Here is a 17,169-nt window from a genome sequence, read left to right on the forward strand (position 1 = left end):
CGGCCGCCGATGCACGTGAGCGCAAAAGTGTCACGCAACCGTGGTGCCTCTGCCGATTCGCCGTCATACGTCCGGCCGAGGTTGGCGGGAGGCCCTCGAGAGGGAGAGTCCCGATGACGAACACCATCGAGGTTGCGGATCTGCACAAGCACTATGGCAAGGTACGCGCCGTCGACGGGGTGTCATTCGAGGTCGCCGACGGCGAGTTCTTCGGAATCCTGGGACCTAACGGCGCCGGCAAGACGACCGCGCTGGAGGTCGTGGAGGGACTACGCGAGCCGGACTCCGGCACGGTGACCGTGCTCGGCGAACGGCCGTGGCCCCGCAATCCCGCGCTGCTGCCCCGGATCGGGGTCCAACTACAGGCCAGCTCGTTCTTCGAACGTCTGACCGCCCGCGAACAGATCCGCACGTTCGCCTCGCTGTACGGCGTGCCCGCCACGCAGGCCGACCACTGGCTCGCCGTCGTCGGGCTGGAGGATGCCGCCGGGCAGCCGAACGAACGGCTGTCCGGCGGCCAGCAACAGCGTCTCTCCATAGCGTGCGCTCTCGCCCACGGCCCCGACCTGGTGTTCCTGGACGAGCCCACATCGGGCCTCGACCCGCAGGCGCGACGCAACCTCTGGGATGTGCTACGGGAGATCAACCGGCAGGGCCGGACGGTCGTGCTCACCACCCACTACATGGACGAGGCGGAGGCCCTCTGCGACCGCGTCGCCGTCATGGATCAAGGCCGGATTCTCGGCGCCGGCGCCCCGGCCGCCCTCGTCCGCGGTCTGGACACGCCGACCCGGATCTCGATCGAGAGCGGCGTTGTGCCGCTCGATGAGGTGCGCCGATTCGCCGGCAGCGCGGAGGTCACCGACGACGGCGTCACCGTCAGCATTTCCACCCGGGCGCCGGGACCGGTACTCGCCGCCCTTGCCGGGCGCGACGCGCTGCACGGGCTGTCCGTGCGCGCCGCCACGCTGGAGGACGTCTTTCTCGAGCTGACCGGACGGGAGTACCGCGAATGACCGGCTTCCGCTCCCTCTCCAGGGCCATGGCGCTGGGCTTCGTGCGTGACCGCACCAGCGTCTTCTTCATCGTGCTGTTCCCGCTGATGTTCCTGTTGCTGTTCGGCGGTCTCTTCCGTGAACAGGGCACCGACCGCTTCACCGTGTTGCAGATCGGGACCGTTCCCGTCTTCGACCAACTGTCCCCCGGCGCCCGGGCGGCGCTCGGCGAAACGATCGACCTCCAACGCGCCGATGGCCGGGCCGCGGCGCTGCGCCAGGTGCGCGAAGACGACGCCGCCGCGGCGGTCGAGCAGCGCGGCACCGACCTCATCGTGCACTACTCCGCCGCCGACCGGGTGGAGTCCGGCACCGTGCAGGGCGTCATGCAGGCCTTCATCCAGCAGGCCAACCTGGCCTCCGCCGGGGTGACGACGCCCCGATACGCGCTCATCGCCGAACCGGTCGAGGACGAGTCGCTCGAGCCGATCCAATACCTGACTCCCGGCCTGCTCGGCTGGGCCATCGCGGCCGGCGCCACCTTCGGGGCCGCACTGACCCTGGTGTCCTGGCGGCAGAAGAAGATCCTGCGCCGACTGCAATTGGCGCCGATCTCGCTGTCCGCTGTGGTAGGCGCCCGGGTAGGGGTGAGCATCGGTGTGGCCCTGGTGCAGACCGCCATTTTCGTCGGCGTCGCACTCCTGCCGTACTTCGGGCTCCAACTGTCGGACTACTGGTGGATGGCCGTTCCTCTGGTTGTCGCGGGCACGCTGGCGTTCCTCGCCATCGGCCTGCTCGCCGGCGCGGCCGCGAAGACGCCCGAGGCGGCCAGCGCGATCGCCAACCTCATCGTGCTGCCGATGGCGTTCCTGTCCGGAGCCTTCTTCCCGCTCGACCTGGCACCCGGCTGGATCCGCGCGGTAAGCAACGCGTTTCCGCTCAAACATCTCGTGGACGCCATGCAGGCGGTCATGGTCCGCGGAGAAGGCCCGGCGGCCGTGCTGCCCGCTTTGGGGATCCTGCTCGCGTTCACGATCGTCGTCACCGCGCTCTCGGTTCGCCTCTTCCGCTGGGATGACACGTGACCCAGCGCGCAGCGCCGTGCGGCATGCTATCGATCATGAGTAGGGATTCGGGTGATCGGCTGGGGCGCTGGGAACGTCGCACCGCGGGCGTTCTGACGGCCCTCGCGGTTGTGTTCATCATCGTTTACGCCGTGCCGATTCTGTGGCCAGCCGTCGATGACGGCTGGCGCCGCGCGTGTGAGATCACGAACGTGACCATTTGGGTGGTTTTTGTCGGTGACTACCTGTGGCGGTTCTGGCTCAGCACGGCGCGCTGGGCATTTGTCCGCTCGCACATCTTCGACCTCGTCGTTCTGTTGTTACCGTTGCTGCGCCCGTTGCGGATGCTGCGTCTGGTCACCGCGCTCTTGGTGCTCAACCGCAGGACTGAGACGTGGAGCCGGGGCCGGCTGGCGCTTTACGTCGGGGGCACGACTGTGCTTCTGGTCCTGGTGGGCGCGCTCGCGATCCTCGATGCCGAGCGCACCAGCCCGGACGGCAACATTCGTGACTATCCGCAGGCGTTGTGGTGGGCAATCGTCACCATCACCACGGTCGGATACGGAGACTTCTATCCGACCACCCTGCCGGGGCGCCTGGTCGCGCTCGGGCTCATGATCGGCGGAATCGGGTTGATCGGTTTCGTGACGGGTTCGCTGGCGACGTGGATCGTTGAGCGGATCTCCACTTCCGAGCGTCCGTCGGAGGCGACCAAGGAGGACATCGCGTCGATCCTGGACGAGATCTCACGCCTGCGGTCCGAGGTCGCCGCGTTACGATCCGGGCGCGGCCCAGACGGGCACGGTGATGCGCCGCCGTGAGCTGTCGGGCACTTGGCCGGCGGGTTTGTGCGCAACGGTCCGGGGGTAGCCGGCACGCATCGAGGATTCGTACTGAGGCGTGGAAGTCGGCACTCGAGCGGCTCTCCGGCTGCTTCGGCCGCCGGACCCGCCGGGCCGGCTCGCTGGCGGCCCGGACGGCTCGGCAGTCGTTACGCGACCGGGTGCACGGGCTGGCTGCGGAAGCCAGCTTCTGGACCATGCTGTCCCTGCCACCCCTGCTGCTTGCCCTGCTTGCACTCGTCGGACAGGTCGGCGCCGTCGTCGGTGCCGACTTCTCGGACCGGGTGGCGACCACCCTGCTGGACTGGGCCAGCCGGATCTTCACGGAACGCACCATTGACGAGGCGGTCCGGCCGCTGATCGTGACCACCCTCCGCGAGGGCGACTCCGGCGTGCTATCGATCAGCTTGCTGCTCGCGCTGTGGAGCGGATCGGCGGCGATGAGCAACTACGTCTCGGCGATCACGCTGGCCTATGACCTTGACGGCCTGCGCAGCTTCTGGCGTACCCGCCTGCTCAGCCTGGGCCTCTACCTGGCGGCACTGGTCGCCGGCGCGGTCCTGCTGCCGACGCTGGTGCTCGGCCCCGGCATCCTGGCCGGCCTGCTTGCCCGGGCGCCCGGACCCGACCTGGCATGGCTGGTCGAGGCGGGCTACTGGCCAACGGTGTCGCTGCTGTCGCTGGCCGCCCTCACGTCGCTGTACCACGTTGCGGTGCCGGTGCGTACCAGGTGGCGCAGAGACCTGCCCGGTGCCGTGCTGGCGCTGTTGCTGTGGATCTCCGGGAGCCTGGTCCTGCGAATCTACCTCGAGTCCGGCCTGCGCAGCGATTCCGGACCGGTCGGCGCGCCCATCGCGATCCTGGTCTTTTTCTTCGTCACCGCGGTTGCCGTGCTGCTCGGTGCCGAGCTCAACGCGGCCATCGACGACATGTGGCCGGACAGGTCCACCGAGAAGGGGCGCCGCGATGCCGCCATCGAGCGTCGACGCGCCGGTCAGGGCGACCGTCCGCGGCGGGACGGGCCTCGGTGAACTCCGGTTTCGGGCGGCGGGACGCGGGTAGGTCCGGGGTCTGCCCGACAGTCGCGCAGCACAGAAGGGGAGATCGATGAATGACCGGACCGGCGGGCCCGGCCGCCCGATCACGAAGGTCCGCGCCGGGATGCGTGTCCTGGACGTGGAAGGGGAGATTGTCGGCCGGGTAACCCACGTCGCCACCGGCGACCGCCCGGCGACCCACGGCTGGGCCGTGCAGGCGTTCGGCGCAGAGGCATCCGCCGTTACCTGCGGACCGGCCGAGCGGCTGATGTCGGGCGGCTTTCTGAAGGTGTTCGGGACCGGGCTACACGGCGTGGACAGCTATGTGGCGGCGGATCAGATCTCCGAAGTCGATGACCTGACCGTCCTGCTCCGGGTCGGCAGGGACGAACTGATCGTCCAGCAATGACCGCCTGACCCTCGGCCGCACGTTGACCCGACGCATCCTCAGCGGTCGATGTCGGCGTTCACCCTCGCCGCCGCTTCCGCCGCCGACTCCGCTTCCCGGGGCACGGTTGCGCCGGAGTTCCGCCGGACGAATGGCAGGATCGTCCACCAGGCCAGGAACCAAACCGCGACCACCGCGCTCAGCGTCACCGCCGTCCAGCGGCTCATCAGCACGTCGGCAACCAGAAGGACCGAAGCCACCATCGAGATCAGCAGGCAGGCCAGACCGGCTATGGCCAGGCGATGCGCGAAACGCACCAGTTCCGGCTTACGTCCACGGCGGAACAGGAACCGATGGAACGCCACCGGCGCGATGATCGCACCACTGGCGAACGCCGCGGCCAGCAGCGCCACCAGGTAGATGCCACGTTGCACCTCGGTCACCCGTTCGAAGTTCGCGGCGAATGGCAACATCAACAGGAACGCGAATAGGACCTGCACCCCGATCTGCGAGACCCGTAGTTCCTGCAGGAGATCCGTGAAGTTGCGTTCCCACCGTTGCTTCTCGGTCTCGTCGGCCATGTCAGCCCCGTCGCCCGGCAACGTCGGCCGGCGGTGGCTTGCCCGTGGACAGCCAGCTCACCCCGGCGAGCATCATGACGACGGTGCCGAGTGTCACGTCGTGCCAGGCCGGTCCCGCAGCGGTGTGATATCCGAGAACGAACGGGCTCGTGATCAACCACGCGCCAATCCCGACGTTGATCAGGCTCAGCGGCGTGGTTGTGGCCGGTCGGGCGGTCCGGACAGCCGCGAATGTCGTCATCACCACACCGGAGATGATCTTGCTCCAGCTCGAGGCGACTCCGCCGTCCAGCACGAATCCCGCTGCGGTCAGCCACAGGCCGGCCGCAGCGACGAGAACACTGGGTCGATAAACGATTCCGGACAACGCGGACCGGGGAACGCTGCCCGGTGGACAGCGCAGCTCACCGGTCACGACGGGCCCTCGGCGCGATCAGGACCGCCAGGACGACCGCGAGGGCCAACACCGCCGCGCCGGAGATCATCAGCCAGACCGTGGAGTACAGAATGCCGAGAGCGAGCATGATGCTGCCCGCCGCGGCAAGCACAGCCAGGAAGTTACTCATCGTCTCCTCCTCCCGGTCACACGGGTCACCAGGGATCCAGCACCAACGATCCCCGGCCGGCATGGCGGGCTCCCGGCGGCCGGATGACACCTCCGTGACAGCCGCACCTGACTGATGGACGTCGCTTGTTGCGAAATACCGGCCGTTCGCCGTCGGTTCGTCGACGACCACGCTCGCCGCGCATGACCACCCAAGGAGCGGGTTCACAGTGCTGTGACGCCGTCGCCGGCCGCGGCGGCGCACGCATCGGAGCGGAGGCTGACATGCGCAAATCGCGACTCATAGCCGGGCTCGCCGTGAGCTCCCTGGTGTTGGCCGGGTGTGGCGGCGGCGACCCCACCGAGGAAAACGTAGGCGGGGCGTTCTCGGTCTACGTCTGCGAACCGGAGCACCTGGTGCCGCAGAACACCAACGAGACTTGCGGTGCGGAGGTGCTGGGCGCGTTGTTCACGCCGCTGGTCGACTACGACCCGCAGACGAACGACGTGCAGATCGGCGCGGGTACCGCGGCGTCGGTCGAGTCGCCGGACCAGCGGGTCTGGACGATCCGGCTCAAGGACGGCTGGACGTTCCACAACGGTGAACCGGTGGATGCGGCGGCGTACGCCCGTGCGTGGAACGCCGGTGCCTACGGGCCGAATGCCTACGGCAACGCGTACTTCTTCGAGAACATCGAGGGCTACGACGAGCTACAGGTGCCCGCGGACGCACCGGCCGGCACCAAGCCACCGGCGACGCAGATGAGCGGCCTCGAGGTGGTTGACCCGCTGACCTTGCGGGTCACGTTGAAGCAGCCGTTCAGCCAATTCCCGGTGACGCTGGGCTACACCGCGTTCTATCCTCTCCCCGAGGCCTACACCGGTGACCCGGCCGCCTTCGAGGAACGCCCGATCGGCAACGGCCCGTTCCGGATGGACGGCAGCTGGCAGCACAACCAGCAGATCCAGGTGCAGAAGTACGCCGAGTACGCCGGCGAGCCGGCCCAGGCCGATGCGATCACCTTCCGCATCTACAGCAACGTCAACACCGGTTACAACGACCTGCTCGCCGGGAACCTCGACATCATGGACGCCCTGCCGCCCGAGCGGCTGGTCGGTGCGCGCAACCAGTTCGGCGAGCGGTACATCGAGCGGCCCAGTTCGTCGTTCACCTACATCGGGTTCCCGCTGTATGACGACCGCTTCGACGACGTGCGGCTGCGCAAGGCGATCTCGATGGCGATCGACCGGCAGGCGATCATCGACGCGATCTTCAACGGCGCCTACACCCCGGCCCGGTCGCTGGTGTCACCGGTGGTGGCCGGTGCCCGGGAGAACCCGTGCGGTGACTCCTGCCGGTTCGACCCGGCGGCGGCACGGCGGATGCTGGACGAGGCCGGCGGTTTCACCGGCACGCTCACCCTCTGGTTCAACAGCGGGTCCGGGCACGAGAAGTGGATGGAGGCCGTCTCCAACCAGCTGCGCACCAACCTCGGCATCACCTCCATCTCCTTCCGGTCGCTCGAGTTCGCCGAGTACCTGAGCCTGCTCGACGCCGAGGATGTCACCGGGCCGTTCCGTCTGGGCTGGGTGATGGACTACCCGAGCCCGCAGAACTACCTGCAGCCGATCTACTCGACCACCGGTTCGAGCAACAACTTCGGTTACTCCAATTCGCGGGTCGATGCGCTGCTCAACCAGGGCAACGCGGCCGAGTCGGTGGACGCCGGCATTCGGCTCTACCAGCAGGCTGAGGACCTGATCCTGGCCGATATGCCGAACGTCCCGATGTGGTTCGGCAAGGTGCAGGGCGCGCACTCGGCCACCGTCGGCAACGTGGCGATCGACGCCTTCTCCCGGATCCGGCTCGCCCAGGTCACCGTCAACCAGTAGACCCCGCACGACCGGAAAGGGCTGCCCGATGCTGCGCTACACCCTGCGCCGGCTACTGCTGACCGTCCCGGTGCTGATCGGTACCACGTTCCTGGTTTTCGCCATGGTGTTCGCGATTCCCGGCGACCCGATCCGGGCCCTGGCCGGCGACCGCCCCATGGCCGAGGGCACCTACCTGGAACTGCGGGACCGATACCACCTCGACGATCCGCTGCTGGTGCAATATGGCAAGTACATGTGGGGCCTGCTGCAGGGTGACTTCGGGCAGGACTTCAACGGCCGGGCGGTCGCCGAGATCATGGCGGAGCGGTTCCCGGTCACGATCAAACTGGCGCTGGTGGCCCTGGCCTTCGAAGTGCTCCTCGGGATAGCGGGCGGCGTGCTGGCCGCTATCCGGCGAAAATCGTTTCTCGACAGCCTGGTGCTGATCACCACGACCGCGATCGTGAGTATCCCGACCTTCGTCCTGGGATTCACCCTGCAGCTGGTGCTCGGCGTGCGGCTGGGCTGGTTCCCGATCGCCGGGCTGGCCGAGGGCTGGCGCAGCTACCTACTGCCGGGTTTCGTGCTCGGCGCGCTGTCACTGGCGTACGTCGCCCGGCTGACCCGCACCTCGCTGGTGGAGAACCTGCGGGCCGACTACGTCCGGACCGCAACGGCGAAGGGCGCCCGGCGCAGCCGGGTGGTCGGCATCCACGCCCTGCGCAACTCACTCATCCCGGTGGTCACCTTCCTGGGCGTCGACCTGGGCGCCCTGATGGGCGGTGCCATCGTCACCGAGGGCATCTTCAACCTGCCGGGCGTGGGACAACAGGTCTTCCTCAGCGTGCGCGCCCAGGAAGGTCCGGTGGTGGTCGGCATCGTGACCGCGCTGGTCCTGGTTTTCGTCCTCGCCAACCTCGCCGTGGACCTGCTCTACGGCCTACTCGATCCGAGGATCCGCTATGAGTGAGCACCCGACCCGCCGCCCCGCGGCCGCCACGGTGGAACAGGAACTCCCGGCACCGCCCGGCGCGGAGATGCCCGAGCGACGAGGCGGACTGTGGGCCGACGCCTGGCGGGAACTACGCCGTGATCCGGTCTTCCTGATCGCCGGCTTCGTCGTCCTGATCTTCGTGACCATGGCGGCTTTCCCCGGCCTGTTCACCCGCACCGATCCGCGCGCCTGCCAGCTGTCCCGGTCGTTGACTCCGCCGTCGTGGTCGCATCCGTTCGGATTCGACCTGCTCGGCTGCGACTACTACGCGCGGGTCGTCTATGGCGCGCGTGCCTCGATCGCGATCGGCATCCTGGTGATGATCGGCACGGTCGTCGTGGCGGTGCTGCTCGGCTCACTGGCCGGCTACTACCGGGGTCCGGTCGACACGATCATCTCGCGATTCACCGACGTCGTCTTCGGACTGCCCTTCATCCTCGGCGCGATCGTGCTGCTGGCCACCGTCGACAGCCGCGGCATCCTGGAGGTCGGGCTGGTGCTGGTGGCCCTGGGCTGGACCACGATGACCCGGCTGATGCGTTCGTCGGTGCTGTCGGTTCTCAACGCCGACCACATCAGCGCCGCCCGGGTTCTCGGTGCCTCCGACGCCCGGATCCTCGCCACCCATGTGCTGCCCAACGCGATCGCACCCGTGCTGGTGTACGCGACGATCTATGTCGGCATCATCATCGCCGCCGAGGCGACCCTCTCCTTCCTCGGTGTCGGCCTGCAGCTGCCGGCCATCTCCTGGGGCCTGATGATCTCCGATGCGCAGTACCGCATCGGGCAGGCGCCACACCTGCTGTTGTGGCCGGGGCTGTTCCTGAGCCTGACGGTACTCAGCTTCATCCTCATGGGCGACGCCCTGCGCGACGCTCTCGACCCGAAACTGCGATGAGGCGGACATGGATCTCGACTTCGAACTCCGGCCGCCGCAGGCGCCGGCCGGCCCGCTGCTGGCGGTGGAAGACCTGCACGTGGAGTTCCGCACCCGCGACGGCGTCGTCAACGCCGTCAACGGGGTCTCCTGGGAGGTTCACGCCGGCGAGACGTTCGCGCTGCTCGGCGAGTCCGGGTCCGGCAAGAGCGTGAGCGCCCAGGCGGTAATGGGCATCCTCGACACACCACCCGCCTACGTGACCCGCGGCGCCGTCAAATTCGCCGGTGAAGATGTGCTCGCCATGCCGGAGCAACGCCGTAGGCGGCTGCGTGGCCAACGGATCGCCATGGTGTTCCAGGATGCACTGACCGCGCTCAACCCGACGTTCACGGTCGGCTGGCAGATCGCCGAGATGCTGCGGATCCACCGCGGTAGCACCCGCTCCGAGGCCCGCCGGCGTGCCGTCGAGTTGCTCGACCGGGTGCACATCCCGGCGGCGGCGGACCGGTTGTCGGACTACCCCCACGAGTTCTCCGGTGGCATGCGGCAGCGCGTGATGATCGCGATGGCGCTGGCCCTGGACCCGGCGGTGCTCATCGCCGACGAACCCACCACCGCCCTCGACGTCACCGTCCAGGCCCAGATCCTCGAGCTGCTGGCCGATCTGCAGGCCGAGCAACAAATGGCACTGGTGCTGATCACGCACGACCTCGGAGTCGTGGCGGAGGTCGCCGACCGGATCGCCGTCATGTACGCCGGCCGCATCGTGGAGACGGCGCCAGCGGCACGTCTGTTCCGGCAGCCCGCGCATCCGTACACCGAGGGCCTGCTCGCCTCGGTGCCCCGTGTCTCATCCCAGGGCGGGCCGCTGGAGCCGATCGGCGGTGCCCCGCCGAATCTGGCCCGGATCCCCCCCGGCTGTGCGTTCCACCCCCGGTGTGGCTACCGGCGACCGGTGTGCCGAGCCGAGGAACCGCCGCTGTATCGCGTCGGCCCCGACCGGGGCAGCGCCTGCCATTTCTACCAGGAGGTGCTCGATGACCGTGGGTGAGTCGCCGATTCTGTCCGCGCGGGGCCTGGTCAAGCACTATCCGCTGATGCGGGGGGTGGTGTTCCGGACCCGCTATGGCGAGGTACGCGCGGTCGACGGCGTCGACCTCGATCTGGGTCGTGGCCGGACACTCGGCGTGGTCGGCGAATCGGGCTGCGGCAAGTCGACGATGGCGCGCCTGCTGACCCGGCTCGAGACGCCGACCGCCGGCGACATCACCTTCGACGGTGAGCGGCTGGCCGGGCTGTCGCGGGCCGGCGTGCGGCAGTTCCGCCGCCGGGTTCAGCTGATCTTCCAGGATCCGTATTCGTCGCTGGACCCGCGGCGGACGGTCGGCGACCTGGTAGCCGAACCGTTCCGGATCCACCGCGACGTGCTGCCCCGGCGCGACGTCCGCCCGCAGGTGCAGGAACTGCTGGAGGTGGTCGGACTCGATCCGGATCACCTCAACCGGTACCCGCACCAGTTCTCCGGCGGCCAGCGCCAGCGGATCTCGATCGCCCGGGCGCTGGCCCTGCGCCCGCAGGTCATCGTCTGCGACGAACCGGTCAGCGCCCTCGACGTGTCGGTTCAGGCCCAGGTGATCAATCTGCTGGCCAAGCTGCAAAAAGACTTCGGGCTGTCGTACGTCTTCATCGCCCACGATTTGTCGGTGGTGCGGCACATCTGCGACCGGGTGGCGGTCATGTACCTCGGCCGGGTGGTGGAGACCGGATCGGAGCAGGAGGTGTACGACCACCCTACGCACCCGTACACCCAGGCCCTGTTGTCGGCGGCTCCCGACCCGGACCCGGACCGCCGGCGGCCGCAACGCATCGTCTTGACCGGTGACGTGCCCAGTCCGGCAAACCCGCCGTCCGGCTGCCGCTTCCGCACCCGATGCTGGAAATCGCAACAGCGGTGCACCGACGAGGACCCCGCCCTGAAACGCCGGGCCCGGCCGCACGCTGACGCCTGCCATTTCTCCGCGGAACAGATGGTGGCCGATGCCGGTTGACGCCCGACCTCACCACGGCGACAACGCGGGCACGGCGGCAGCGCCTGCGGCCAGTTCCACGACGAAGCGGGCGCCACCGCACGGCCCGTCCTCCACCCAGACCCGTCCGTCGTGCCGGCGTACCTCCTCGGCGACCAGCGCCAAGCCCAGCCCGCTGCCGGCGGAGCGGTGCGGCGCGAGGCGGCAGAACCGCTCGAAGATCTCCTCGCGGCGCTCGGCCGGGATACCCGGGCCGGCGTCGTCGATGAGAAGTCGTACGGTACCGGGCCGATGCTCGACGCTCACCCGCCGCACCCCGCCGCCATGGCGCTCGGCATTGTCGACGAGGTTCGCCACGACCCGTTCGAGACGCCGCCGATCTCCGGTGACCACCCCGGCCCCGGCCGGCACTACCGACACCGGCCGGCCGGCGACCCGGTCGGCGACCCGAGCCAGGTCAGCGACAGCGATCGGCTCGGCGCGAAGCGTCGTACCATCCCCGGTGGACACCTCCAGCAGATCGATGACGGTGGTACGGAACCGGCGCACCTCCTCGACGAGCAGGTCGAGGATCTCCCGGTCGAGCGGTGTCAGCGCGTCCCGCCGGGCATGGAGCAACTCGGCCGCGTTGACGATCGTGGTAAGCGGCGTGCGCAGTTCGTGACTCACATTGGCGGCGAAGCGGGTGTCGGCCTCGACGCGACGACGCAGGTCGGCCACCGTCCGGTTGAAGGCGTCGGCAATGGTGCCCAGTTCGCTGCCGTGACCGGGGGCCATCCGCACGCTCAGATCACCGCCGGCGACCGCAGCCGCGGCGCCGGTCAACGCCGCCACCGGCCGCAGCGCCGAACGCGCCGCCCAGCGCCCGAGGACCACCCCGACCGCGGTTGTCACTGTGCCCGCGAGGAGCAGCACCAGCACCACGACCTGCATGGTGTCGGCGATGTCGCGCAGGGGGGAAGACCTCCACGTACCCGGCGGCCCCGCCGGCCAGTGGACGCACCGCGACCAGTGACGGGCCTGCCGCCAGCTGGACCCGGCGGGTGGCCCGCTGCCCGTCGAGCGCGGCCGCCCGCAGGTCCGCCGGCAGGTCGGCGGCGTCCGCGGTGACCCGGCTGGCGTACCAGCGTCCGTCCGTTGCCACCAGGGAATACGAGGGAATAGGCCGGTCTAGGCTGCGGAGCGTGTCAGCGACCCCGGACGGCGCGTCCCGCAGCACCTGCCCGACGATCCGGGAGTTGATCTCCACCTGGCGCTCGGTGGTGCGGGCCCGTTGGTCCATCATGACCGGATAAACCAGTACCGCGGTGCTGATGCCAAGAACGACGGCCAGCAGCAGACCACCGACCGCGAACATCACCCCGACCCGGGCGTGCAGACTCCGGGCACCGTGCCCGGTCATGGCTGCAGCTTGTACCCGAGCCCCCGGACCGTAACCAGATGCCGGGGGTGCGACGGGTCGCGCTCCACCTTGGCCCGCAGGCGACGGATGTGCACGTCGACGAGCCTGCCGTCACCGAGGAATTCATAGCCCCAGACCTCACGGAGCAACTCGTCACGGCCCACCACCTCGCCCGGCCGTTCGGCCAGCGCGACGATCAGCCGGAACTCCGTGCGGGTCAGCGACACCGGTGAGCCGTCGCAACGGACAACCGCCTCGGCCGGCATTATCTCCATCGGTCCGACCGACACCACCGCCGGATGCGTCCGCCGCACGGCCTCGCAACGCCGCAGCAGAGCCCGGATCCGGGCGGCCAGCACCTTGGCTACGAACGGCTTGACTATGTAGTCGTCCGCGCCCGACTCGAGACCGGCGACCATGTCATGGCTGTCCGCGCGGGCCGTAAGAACGATGATCGGCACCTCGCTGAGGGTTCGTACCCGGCGGCAAACCTCGAGACCGTCGAGATCGGGCAGCATCAGGTCGAGCAGCATGACCGCCACCGGCTCGCGGGGCAACAGCTCAAGGGCCTGCCGCCCCTCCCCCGCGACGCTGAGCCGAAAACCTTCCTCACTCAATGCGATAGCGAGCACCCGTTGCACTGCCGGGTCGTCCTCGACCAGAAGCACCCGCCGATCGCACTCGCCGTGCATCGTCCGTCTCCTCTCACCCAGCGTTCTCACCGAGAGTTGTCAATGGATGTCGCGGCGTGCCGGCAGACCGATGTCGATGTCATGACATCTGCTCCGCGGCGTTTGCCGTGCAAGCTCACGGGGATCGACATCGATCGGCGGCAACGATCACGACTCATCGACGGAGGTCGGCGATGTTTTCCTTCCCCTTTCCCGACGGCGCGTCGGCGTGGCAGCCACCCATCACCCACCCGACCGAGTCGGTGCCCGACGACGCGCTCGCGGTCGAGGTGGCCGAACGCCTCGCCGAGGAACTGTTCCTGAACGGCCAGCACATCATCGTGGAGGTCCAGCAATCCGTCGTCATCCTCGAAGGAAACGTGCAGTCCGAGCACGTCCGGCGACGCGCCCACGAGATCGTCTGGGGCACGGCGGGCGTCTTCGACGTGTGCAACCGGCTCACCGTCTGACCACAGTCACCGCTCGGCCAAGGCACCGCCGTCATGCAAACGTCACAGGTCCGCGCGGCAGCCGCCGCATCTCGGACCGAGCATGGGTACGGGGCGTCGGAACATCGATAGGGGGAAACGCGTGCAGCCGCTGCCGGACGGACACTTCGTCGCCAAGGTTCGCGGCCGCGATTCCAGCGTCCGGGAGAGCGACTACCAGCTGGCGCTGGCGGTTGTGCTCGAGCTGATGCAAGACGCCCGGACCCGCCGGGAACCGGTGCGCGTCAGTGCACAGAACGACGTCGTAATCCTCACCGGAACGGTGGGTTCCTGGGATGCGCGGCCACCCGCCGCAAAGCGCAGCATGTCACCCGCGGAGGTCGCGGTCGTACTCAGTCTGTGGCTGGTCCTGCCGTGGCTGGTCATCACCACCGCGATTCCGGCAGTGCCGGCGGTTCTCGCCGCGGTGTCCTGCACCAGCACCGTGCTGTTGGTCAGATACCTCCGTTCGAGGTTCTGAACACGCCAGCTTCTCGCCGCCGACAGCGACCGCGGCGAGCTGGGCGGTCGGTCCCGGCGGCTACGCCACCACCAGGCGGTTAGAAACGTCGCGGACCGCAGGCACTGCCCAGACGACCCGGTGGGCGAAGGTACGGGCACGGTCCGAGGCAACGACACCCTCGAGCACCACCACGCCGTTCTGTGCCTGCACGGCGATCTCGTACGTATCTCCGGCGAGCGCTTCCACGAGGCAGTGAGCGGCATGCACGGCCAGGTCAACATCCGCAGGTGTCGGCGACGCGGCGAACCCGCGGTCTGGCTCACCTGGCGAGCCGGAAGTGAACGGCGTCATCATGCAACCTCCATATGCCATGTCGTCCCCCAGAACCGCCCACTGGGCGCACGAGGTTCACAACTGCTCAGCATTGACAGCGCATGTGGCGGCGACTCCGCGATGTCATGGCATTTCGATGACGGCGGGCATGGCACGGCTGCGCCGGGTTACCGGAAAGGTTGAGCGCCCACGGAGGTGATTCCGATGCACCGTACGAGATCTTTCTCAGGATGGTTGCCGCTCACCGCATCGATCCTGTGCCTCGCCGCAGGGGGTTGCACCACCGCGGATGACGGCAGGACGACCGGAACCGGCCCAGCGAGACCGCAGGCGGCAAGCGCCACACCGCTGCCGAGCCTGCCCCCGCACCGGGTTGGCGACCAGGTGACAATAACCGCCGCGGTGACCGCCGTTTTGACCACTCAGCTGTTCGTGATCGAAGATGCCGACCTTCCGGAACGGGGATTGCTCGTACTCGGCGGGCCGGTCAGCGGCCTCCACGACCGCAGTCTGGTCACGGTCCAGGGCACGATCCAGCGGTTCGAGCTCGAGCGTCTGGCCGAGCCTTACCAGCTGCCGGCTGACGGTGATTTCGCACGCTTCGAAGGTCGCAAGGTCCTGCTGGCAGAATCCGTGCGTTCGTGGGCGTGAACCACCGGCAACTACTCATGTGGAGTGTTCGCCGTCGGGGTGGACCACATCGACATAGAAGGCGTCGGCGGCCAAGCCGACCCGGAACGGCAGGCGGTCGGTGCCGGCCGGCAAGGTCACGGTGAGACGGGCGGTGCCGGCGGCTGCCGGGGCGGCACGCAGTTCCCGGACAGCTGGCAGTCCGGGTCGGAGGTGACGCTCGGCACCGCCGCGGATGTGCTCGAGCCGTATACCCAACGCCGGTGCACCGGCGTTGCCCGCCGGGCGATAAGCGACGCGGTAGCCGGGAAGACCGCCGCTGAAATGCAGGACGATCCGGTCGAATCCACTGTGCTGCTCAACGCCGACGCCGGCCAGGTCGGCGGGCTCGGCCCCGGTGGCGGCGCCCACGCCGTAGCGCAGATCGGTCCGCCACTCAGGGCCGGCCGGTGCCGCGCCGGGCACCGGCTGGCCGCATCCCGCCAAGGTAACGACGAGGACGGCCGTCACGAAAGTCCGGCCGGCTCGGTGCGAGCTTTGCCTCCAGCTAAGCACAACCCGCAAGGTAGTACCGGAACCCAGCGGAGGCGCCACGGTCGTACGTCGATCGTGTGACAGCCGGATCGCGGAACGTCGATCAGGCGGCGGTCAGCCCATCGCGGTGAGCAGGTCCCGGCAGGCCTGTTCGCAGGACCGGCACGCGTCGGCGCAGATCCGGCAGTGCTCATGGTGGCCGGCGTGCCGGCCGCACTCGTCACCGCACGACTTGCATGCCGTCACGCACGCCTCTAGCAGCGCACGGCTGAGGTTGGCGTCGTAGCCGGTGTGGCGCGACAGCACCCGAGCGGTGGCGGCGCAGACGTCGGCGCAGTCCAGGTTCGTACGGATGCACTTGGTCAGCTCGCCCACGGTGTCCTCGCTCAGGCACGCGTCGGCACAGGCAGTGCACGCCCCACCGCACGCGATCAGCGCGTCGATGGCCGCAGCAAGCTTCTGCCGGTCGAGGTTGATGGACTTGGGGTAGGTCTCCAGCATGGGCATCGTCGTACTCGTCAAGGTTTGCGGAGACACGATGACTCCTCTCGTCTGTTCCCGTTGAAACCGCCTACCCGCCGTCCCACCGGCTAACCGCACGAATATCACGACCAGAAGGCCTTGGCGCGAGAAGGCGGCCGGAAAGCGGCACAGCGGCCAGCTCGTCATGCGAATGTCATAAAACAGTGCAGGCGATGCCGTATGGGACCGGCAGGATCGGGTTCAGGGAGTAGCCCTCCCGGTTCCGGCGCGGGAGGCGAATCGCCGACACCCTCCCGCGCCGACGACCCTCCCGGTTCAGGTCACGACCAATTCCGCACCTCGTCGGCGACGAGCATCCGGTCGAATCCGGTATAGACCGCAGTGTCGGCTGGACGACTCCGCAACGTGACGCGTCCGAGATCGAACAACTGCACCCGTCCGCGCACGGTGACCAGGTCGTGCACGTCGAGGTCGACTCCGTCGCCGGCCAACACCATCAATCCGACCTTCGGCAGATCCGCGTCCTTGACCACGAACGTCTCTGTGGTGATCGGCTTCGCGACAATCGCCGTGACGACGAGTTCCGCACCGAGCCGGCTTCGGCTTATCGTGTCGTTCGCCGCCGGCCGCGACGGGCGCGGCTCGACGGCTTCGACCGGGCCGAGAAGGCCGCAGCCGGCCGTCGCCGCCACCAAGATCACTAGCATCAGGAACCGACGCCACGACCGGCGAACCCGTACTGACATCCTGATCACCAGCTCTGTGGAGAAGACCGGACGGACGACGAACCCGTCCACCGACGTCTCGAAGCTACGACCGCGATCCCGCGCACCGTGCACAGCTTCGTGTCGATCCGATGACCGCACGGACCTGTCATCGGAGTGCGCGATCTTCGACCCGCTATCGTCACGAACGTTGGGAAATGTAGGCAGCGTATT

At 68.5% G+C, this 17,169-nt stretch carries 23 protein-coding genes; 13 read left to right on the plus strand and 10 right to left on the minus strand.

Features of this window, described 5'->3' with window-relative positions:
• Positions 1-113 precede the first annotated feature (113 nt).
• From Ari01nite_RS43285 to Ari01nite_RS43305, 5 genes are all read left to right on the plus strand, one after another.
• Positions 114-1,016, plus strand: a complete 903-nt coding sequence (locus Ari01nite_RS43285) for an ABC transporter ATP-binding protein (protein WP_203789782.1) — start codon at positions 114-116, stop codon at positions 1,014-1,016.
• A complete protein-coding gene (locus Ari01nite_RS43290; protein ID WP_203789784.1) occupies positions 1,013-2,080 on the plus strand; it encodes an ABC transporter permease in 1,068 nt (355 codons plus the stop codon). The genes Ari01nite_RS43285 and Ari01nite_RS43290 overlap by 4 nt, the downstream gene beginning before the upstream one ends.
• A 35-nt stretch (positions 2,081-2,115) precedes the next feature.
• Complete coding sequence (locus tag Ari01nite_RS43295; protein ID WP_239163507.1) at positions 2,116-2,880, plus strand: potassium channel family protein; 765 nt, start codon at positions 2,116-2,118, stop codon at positions 2,878-2,880.
• Positions 2,877-3,932 (plus strand): YihY/virulence factor BrkB family protein, encoded by a 1,056-nt coding sequence (locus Ari01nite_RS43300; RefSeq protein ID WP_498371181.1) that lies wholly within the window; start codon positions 2,877-2,879, stop codon positions 3,930-3,932. Before Ari01nite_RS43295 ends, Ari01nite_RS43300 begins: the two co-directional genes overlap by 4 nt.
• A 76-nt stretch (positions 3,933-4,008) precedes the next feature.
• Complete coding sequence (locus Ari01nite_RS43305) at positions 4,009-4,347, plus strand: hypothetical protein (protein WP_203789788.1); 339 nt, start codon at positions 4,009-4,011, stop codon at positions 4,345-4,347.
• Between the two features lie 38 nt (positions 4,348-4,385).
• Here the strand turns inward: Ari01nite_RS43305 and Ari01nite_RS43310 are convergent, their stop codons facing one another.
• The 3 genes from Ari01nite_RS43310 to Ari01nite_RS43320 are packed head-to-tail and all read right to left on the minus strand — an operon-like array spanning position 4,386 to position 5,473.
• Positions 4,386-4,907, minus strand: a complete 522-nt coding sequence (locus Ari01nite_RS43310; RefSeq protein WP_239163509.1) for a DUF6328 family protein — start codon at positions 4,905-4,907, stop codon at positions 4,386-4,388.
• A gap of 1 nt (position 4,908) precedes the next feature.
• Positions 4,909-5,322: an SPW repeat domain-containing protein gene (locus tag Ari01nite_RS43315; RefSeq protein WP_203789790.1), complete on the minus strand. Its 414-nt coding sequence runs from the start codon at positions 5,320-5,322 to the stop codon at positions 4,909-4,911.
• A complete protein-coding gene (locus tag Ari01nite_RS43320) occupies positions 5,312-5,473 on the minus strand; it encodes a hypothetical protein (RefSeq protein WP_203789792.1) in 162 nt (53 codons plus the stop codon). Before Ari01nite_RS43320 ends, Ari01nite_RS43315 begins: the two co-directional genes overlap by 11 nt.
• A gap of 263 nt (positions 5,474-5,736) precedes the next feature.
• Here Ari01nite_RS43320 and Ari01nite_RS43325 point away from each other — a divergent pair, with 263 nt between their 5' ends.
• Genes Ari01nite_RS43325 through Ari01nite_RS43345 form a run of 5 tightly spaced genes read left to right on the plus strand, consistent with a single transcriptional unit; the run spans position 5,737 to position 11,248 of the window.
• The gene (locus Ari01nite_RS43325) at positions 5,737-7,344 is read left to right on the plus strand and encodes a peptide ABC transporter substrate-binding protein (RefSeq protein WP_203789794.1); all 1,608 of its coding nucleotides are present in this window, start codon (positions 5,737-5,739) and stop codon (positions 7,342-7,344) included.
• Between the two features lie 28 nt (positions 7,345-7,372).
• Complete coding sequence (locus Ari01nite_RS43330) at positions 7,373-8,296, plus strand: ABC transporter permease (protein WP_203789796.1); 924 nt, start codon at positions 7,373-7,375, stop codon at positions 8,294-8,296.
• Positions 8,289-9,218 carry an ABC transporter permease gene (locus tag Ari01nite_RS43335; protein ID WP_203789798.1) on the plus strand — a complete coding sequence of 310 codons (930 nt, stop codon included), beginning with the start codon at positions 8,289-8,291 and terminating at the stop codon, positions 9,216-9,218. Before Ari01nite_RS43330 ends, Ari01nite_RS43335 begins: the two co-directional genes overlap by 8 nt.
• Positions 9,219-9,225: 7 nt before the next feature.
• Positions 9,226-10,251: an ABC transporter ATP-binding protein gene (locus tag Ari01nite_RS43340; protein WP_203789800.1), complete on the plus strand. Its 1,026-nt coding sequence runs from the start codon at positions 9,226-9,228 to the stop codon at positions 10,249-10,251.
• Positions 10,238-11,248, plus strand: coding sequence for an ABC transporter ATP-binding protein (locus Ari01nite_RS43345; RefSeq protein ID WP_203789802.1), 1,011 nt, complete (start codon positions 10,238-10,240; stop codon positions 11,246-11,248). Before Ari01nite_RS43340 ends, Ari01nite_RS43345 begins: the two co-directional genes overlap by 14 nt.
• 9 nt (positions 11,249-11,257) lie before the next feature.
• Here the strand turns inward: Ari01nite_RS43345 and Ari01nite_RS43350 are convergent, their stop codons facing one another.
• The 3 genes from Ari01nite_RS43350 to Ari01nite_RS43355 are packed head-to-tail and all read right to left on the minus strand — an operon-like array spanning position 11,258 to position 13,321.
• Positions 11,258-12,121: a sensor histidine kinase gene (locus Ari01nite_RS43350; protein WP_239163518.1), complete on the minus strand. Its 864-nt coding sequence runs from the start codon at positions 12,119-12,121 to the stop codon at positions 11,258-11,260.
• Positions 12,018-12,629: a hypothetical protein gene (locus Ari01nite_RS50485; RefSeq protein ID WP_239163510.1), complete on the minus strand. Its 612-nt coding sequence runs from the start codon at positions 12,627-12,629 to the stop codon at positions 12,018-12,020. Before Ari01nite_RS50485 ends, Ari01nite_RS43350 begins: the two co-directional genes overlap by 104 nt.
• A complete protein-coding gene (locus Ari01nite_RS43355) occupies positions 12,626-13,321 on the minus strand; it encodes a response regulator (protein ID WP_203789806.1) in 696 nt (231 codons plus the stop codon). Before Ari01nite_RS43355 ends, Ari01nite_RS50485 begins: the two co-directional genes overlap by 4 nt.
• Positions 13,322-13,494: 173 nt before the next feature.
• Between Ari01nite_RS43355 and Ari01nite_RS43360 the strand changes: the two genes are divergently transcribed.
• Positions 13,495-13,770, plus strand: a complete 276-nt coding sequence (locus Ari01nite_RS43360; protein WP_203789808.1) for a BON domain-containing protein — start codon at positions 13,495-13,497, stop codon at positions 13,768-13,770.
• Between the two features lie 121 nt (positions 13,771-13,891).
• A complete protein-coding gene (locus Ari01nite_RS43365; RefSeq protein WP_203789810.1) occupies positions 13,892-14,269 on the plus strand; it encodes a hypothetical protein in 378 nt (125 codons plus the stop codon).
• Between the two features lie 60 nt (positions 14,270-14,329).
• Here Ari01nite_RS43365 and Ari01nite_RS43370 read toward each other — a convergent pair whose 3' ends face one another.
• Entirely contained in the window at positions 14,330-14,605 is a 276-nt protein-coding gene (locus Ari01nite_RS43370) for a BON domain-containing protein (protein WP_203789812.1), read from the minus strand.
• A 381-nt stretch (positions 14,606-14,986) separates the two neighbouring features.
• Here Ari01nite_RS43370 and Ari01nite_RS43375 point away from each other — a divergent pair, with 381 nt between their 5' ends.
• Complete coding sequence (locus tag Ari01nite_RS43375; RefSeq protein WP_203789814.1) at positions 14,987-15,235, plus strand: hypothetical protein; 249 nt, start codon at positions 14,987-14,989, stop codon at positions 15,233-15,235.
• Between the two features lie 15 nt (positions 15,236-15,250).
• On the opposite strand, the gene Ari01nite_RS43380 is transcribed toward Ari01nite_RS43375, so the two are convergent.
• The 3 genes from Ari01nite_RS43380 to Ari01nite_RS43390 all read right to left on the minus strand — a co-directional run bounded on the left by Ari01nite_RS43380 (position 15,251) and on the right by Ari01nite_RS43390 (position 17,028).
• Entirely contained in the window at positions 15,251-15,724 is a 474-nt protein-coding gene (locus Ari01nite_RS43380; protein ID WP_203789816.1) for a hypothetical protein, read from the minus strand.
• 138 nt (positions 15,725-15,862) lie between these two features.
• Complete coding sequence (locus Ari01nite_RS43385) at positions 15,863-16,249, minus strand: four-helix bundle copper-binding protein (protein ID WP_239163511.1); 387 nt, start codon at positions 16,247-16,249, stop codon at positions 15,863-15,865.
• 302 nt (positions 16,250-16,551) lie between these two features.
• The gene (locus Ari01nite_RS43390; protein WP_203789820.1) at positions 16,552-17,028 is read right to left on the minus strand and encodes a hypothetical protein; all 477 of its coding nucleotides are present in this window, start codon (positions 17,026-17,028) and stop codon (positions 16,552-16,554) included.
• Positions 17,029-17,169 lie beyond the last annotated feature (141 nt).

It is taken from the genome of Paractinoplanes rishiriensis (assembly GCF_016862375.1).
Lineage (GTDB): Bacteria > Actinomycetota > Actinomycetes > Mycobacteriales > Micromonosporaceae > Actinoplanes > Actinoplanes rishiriensis.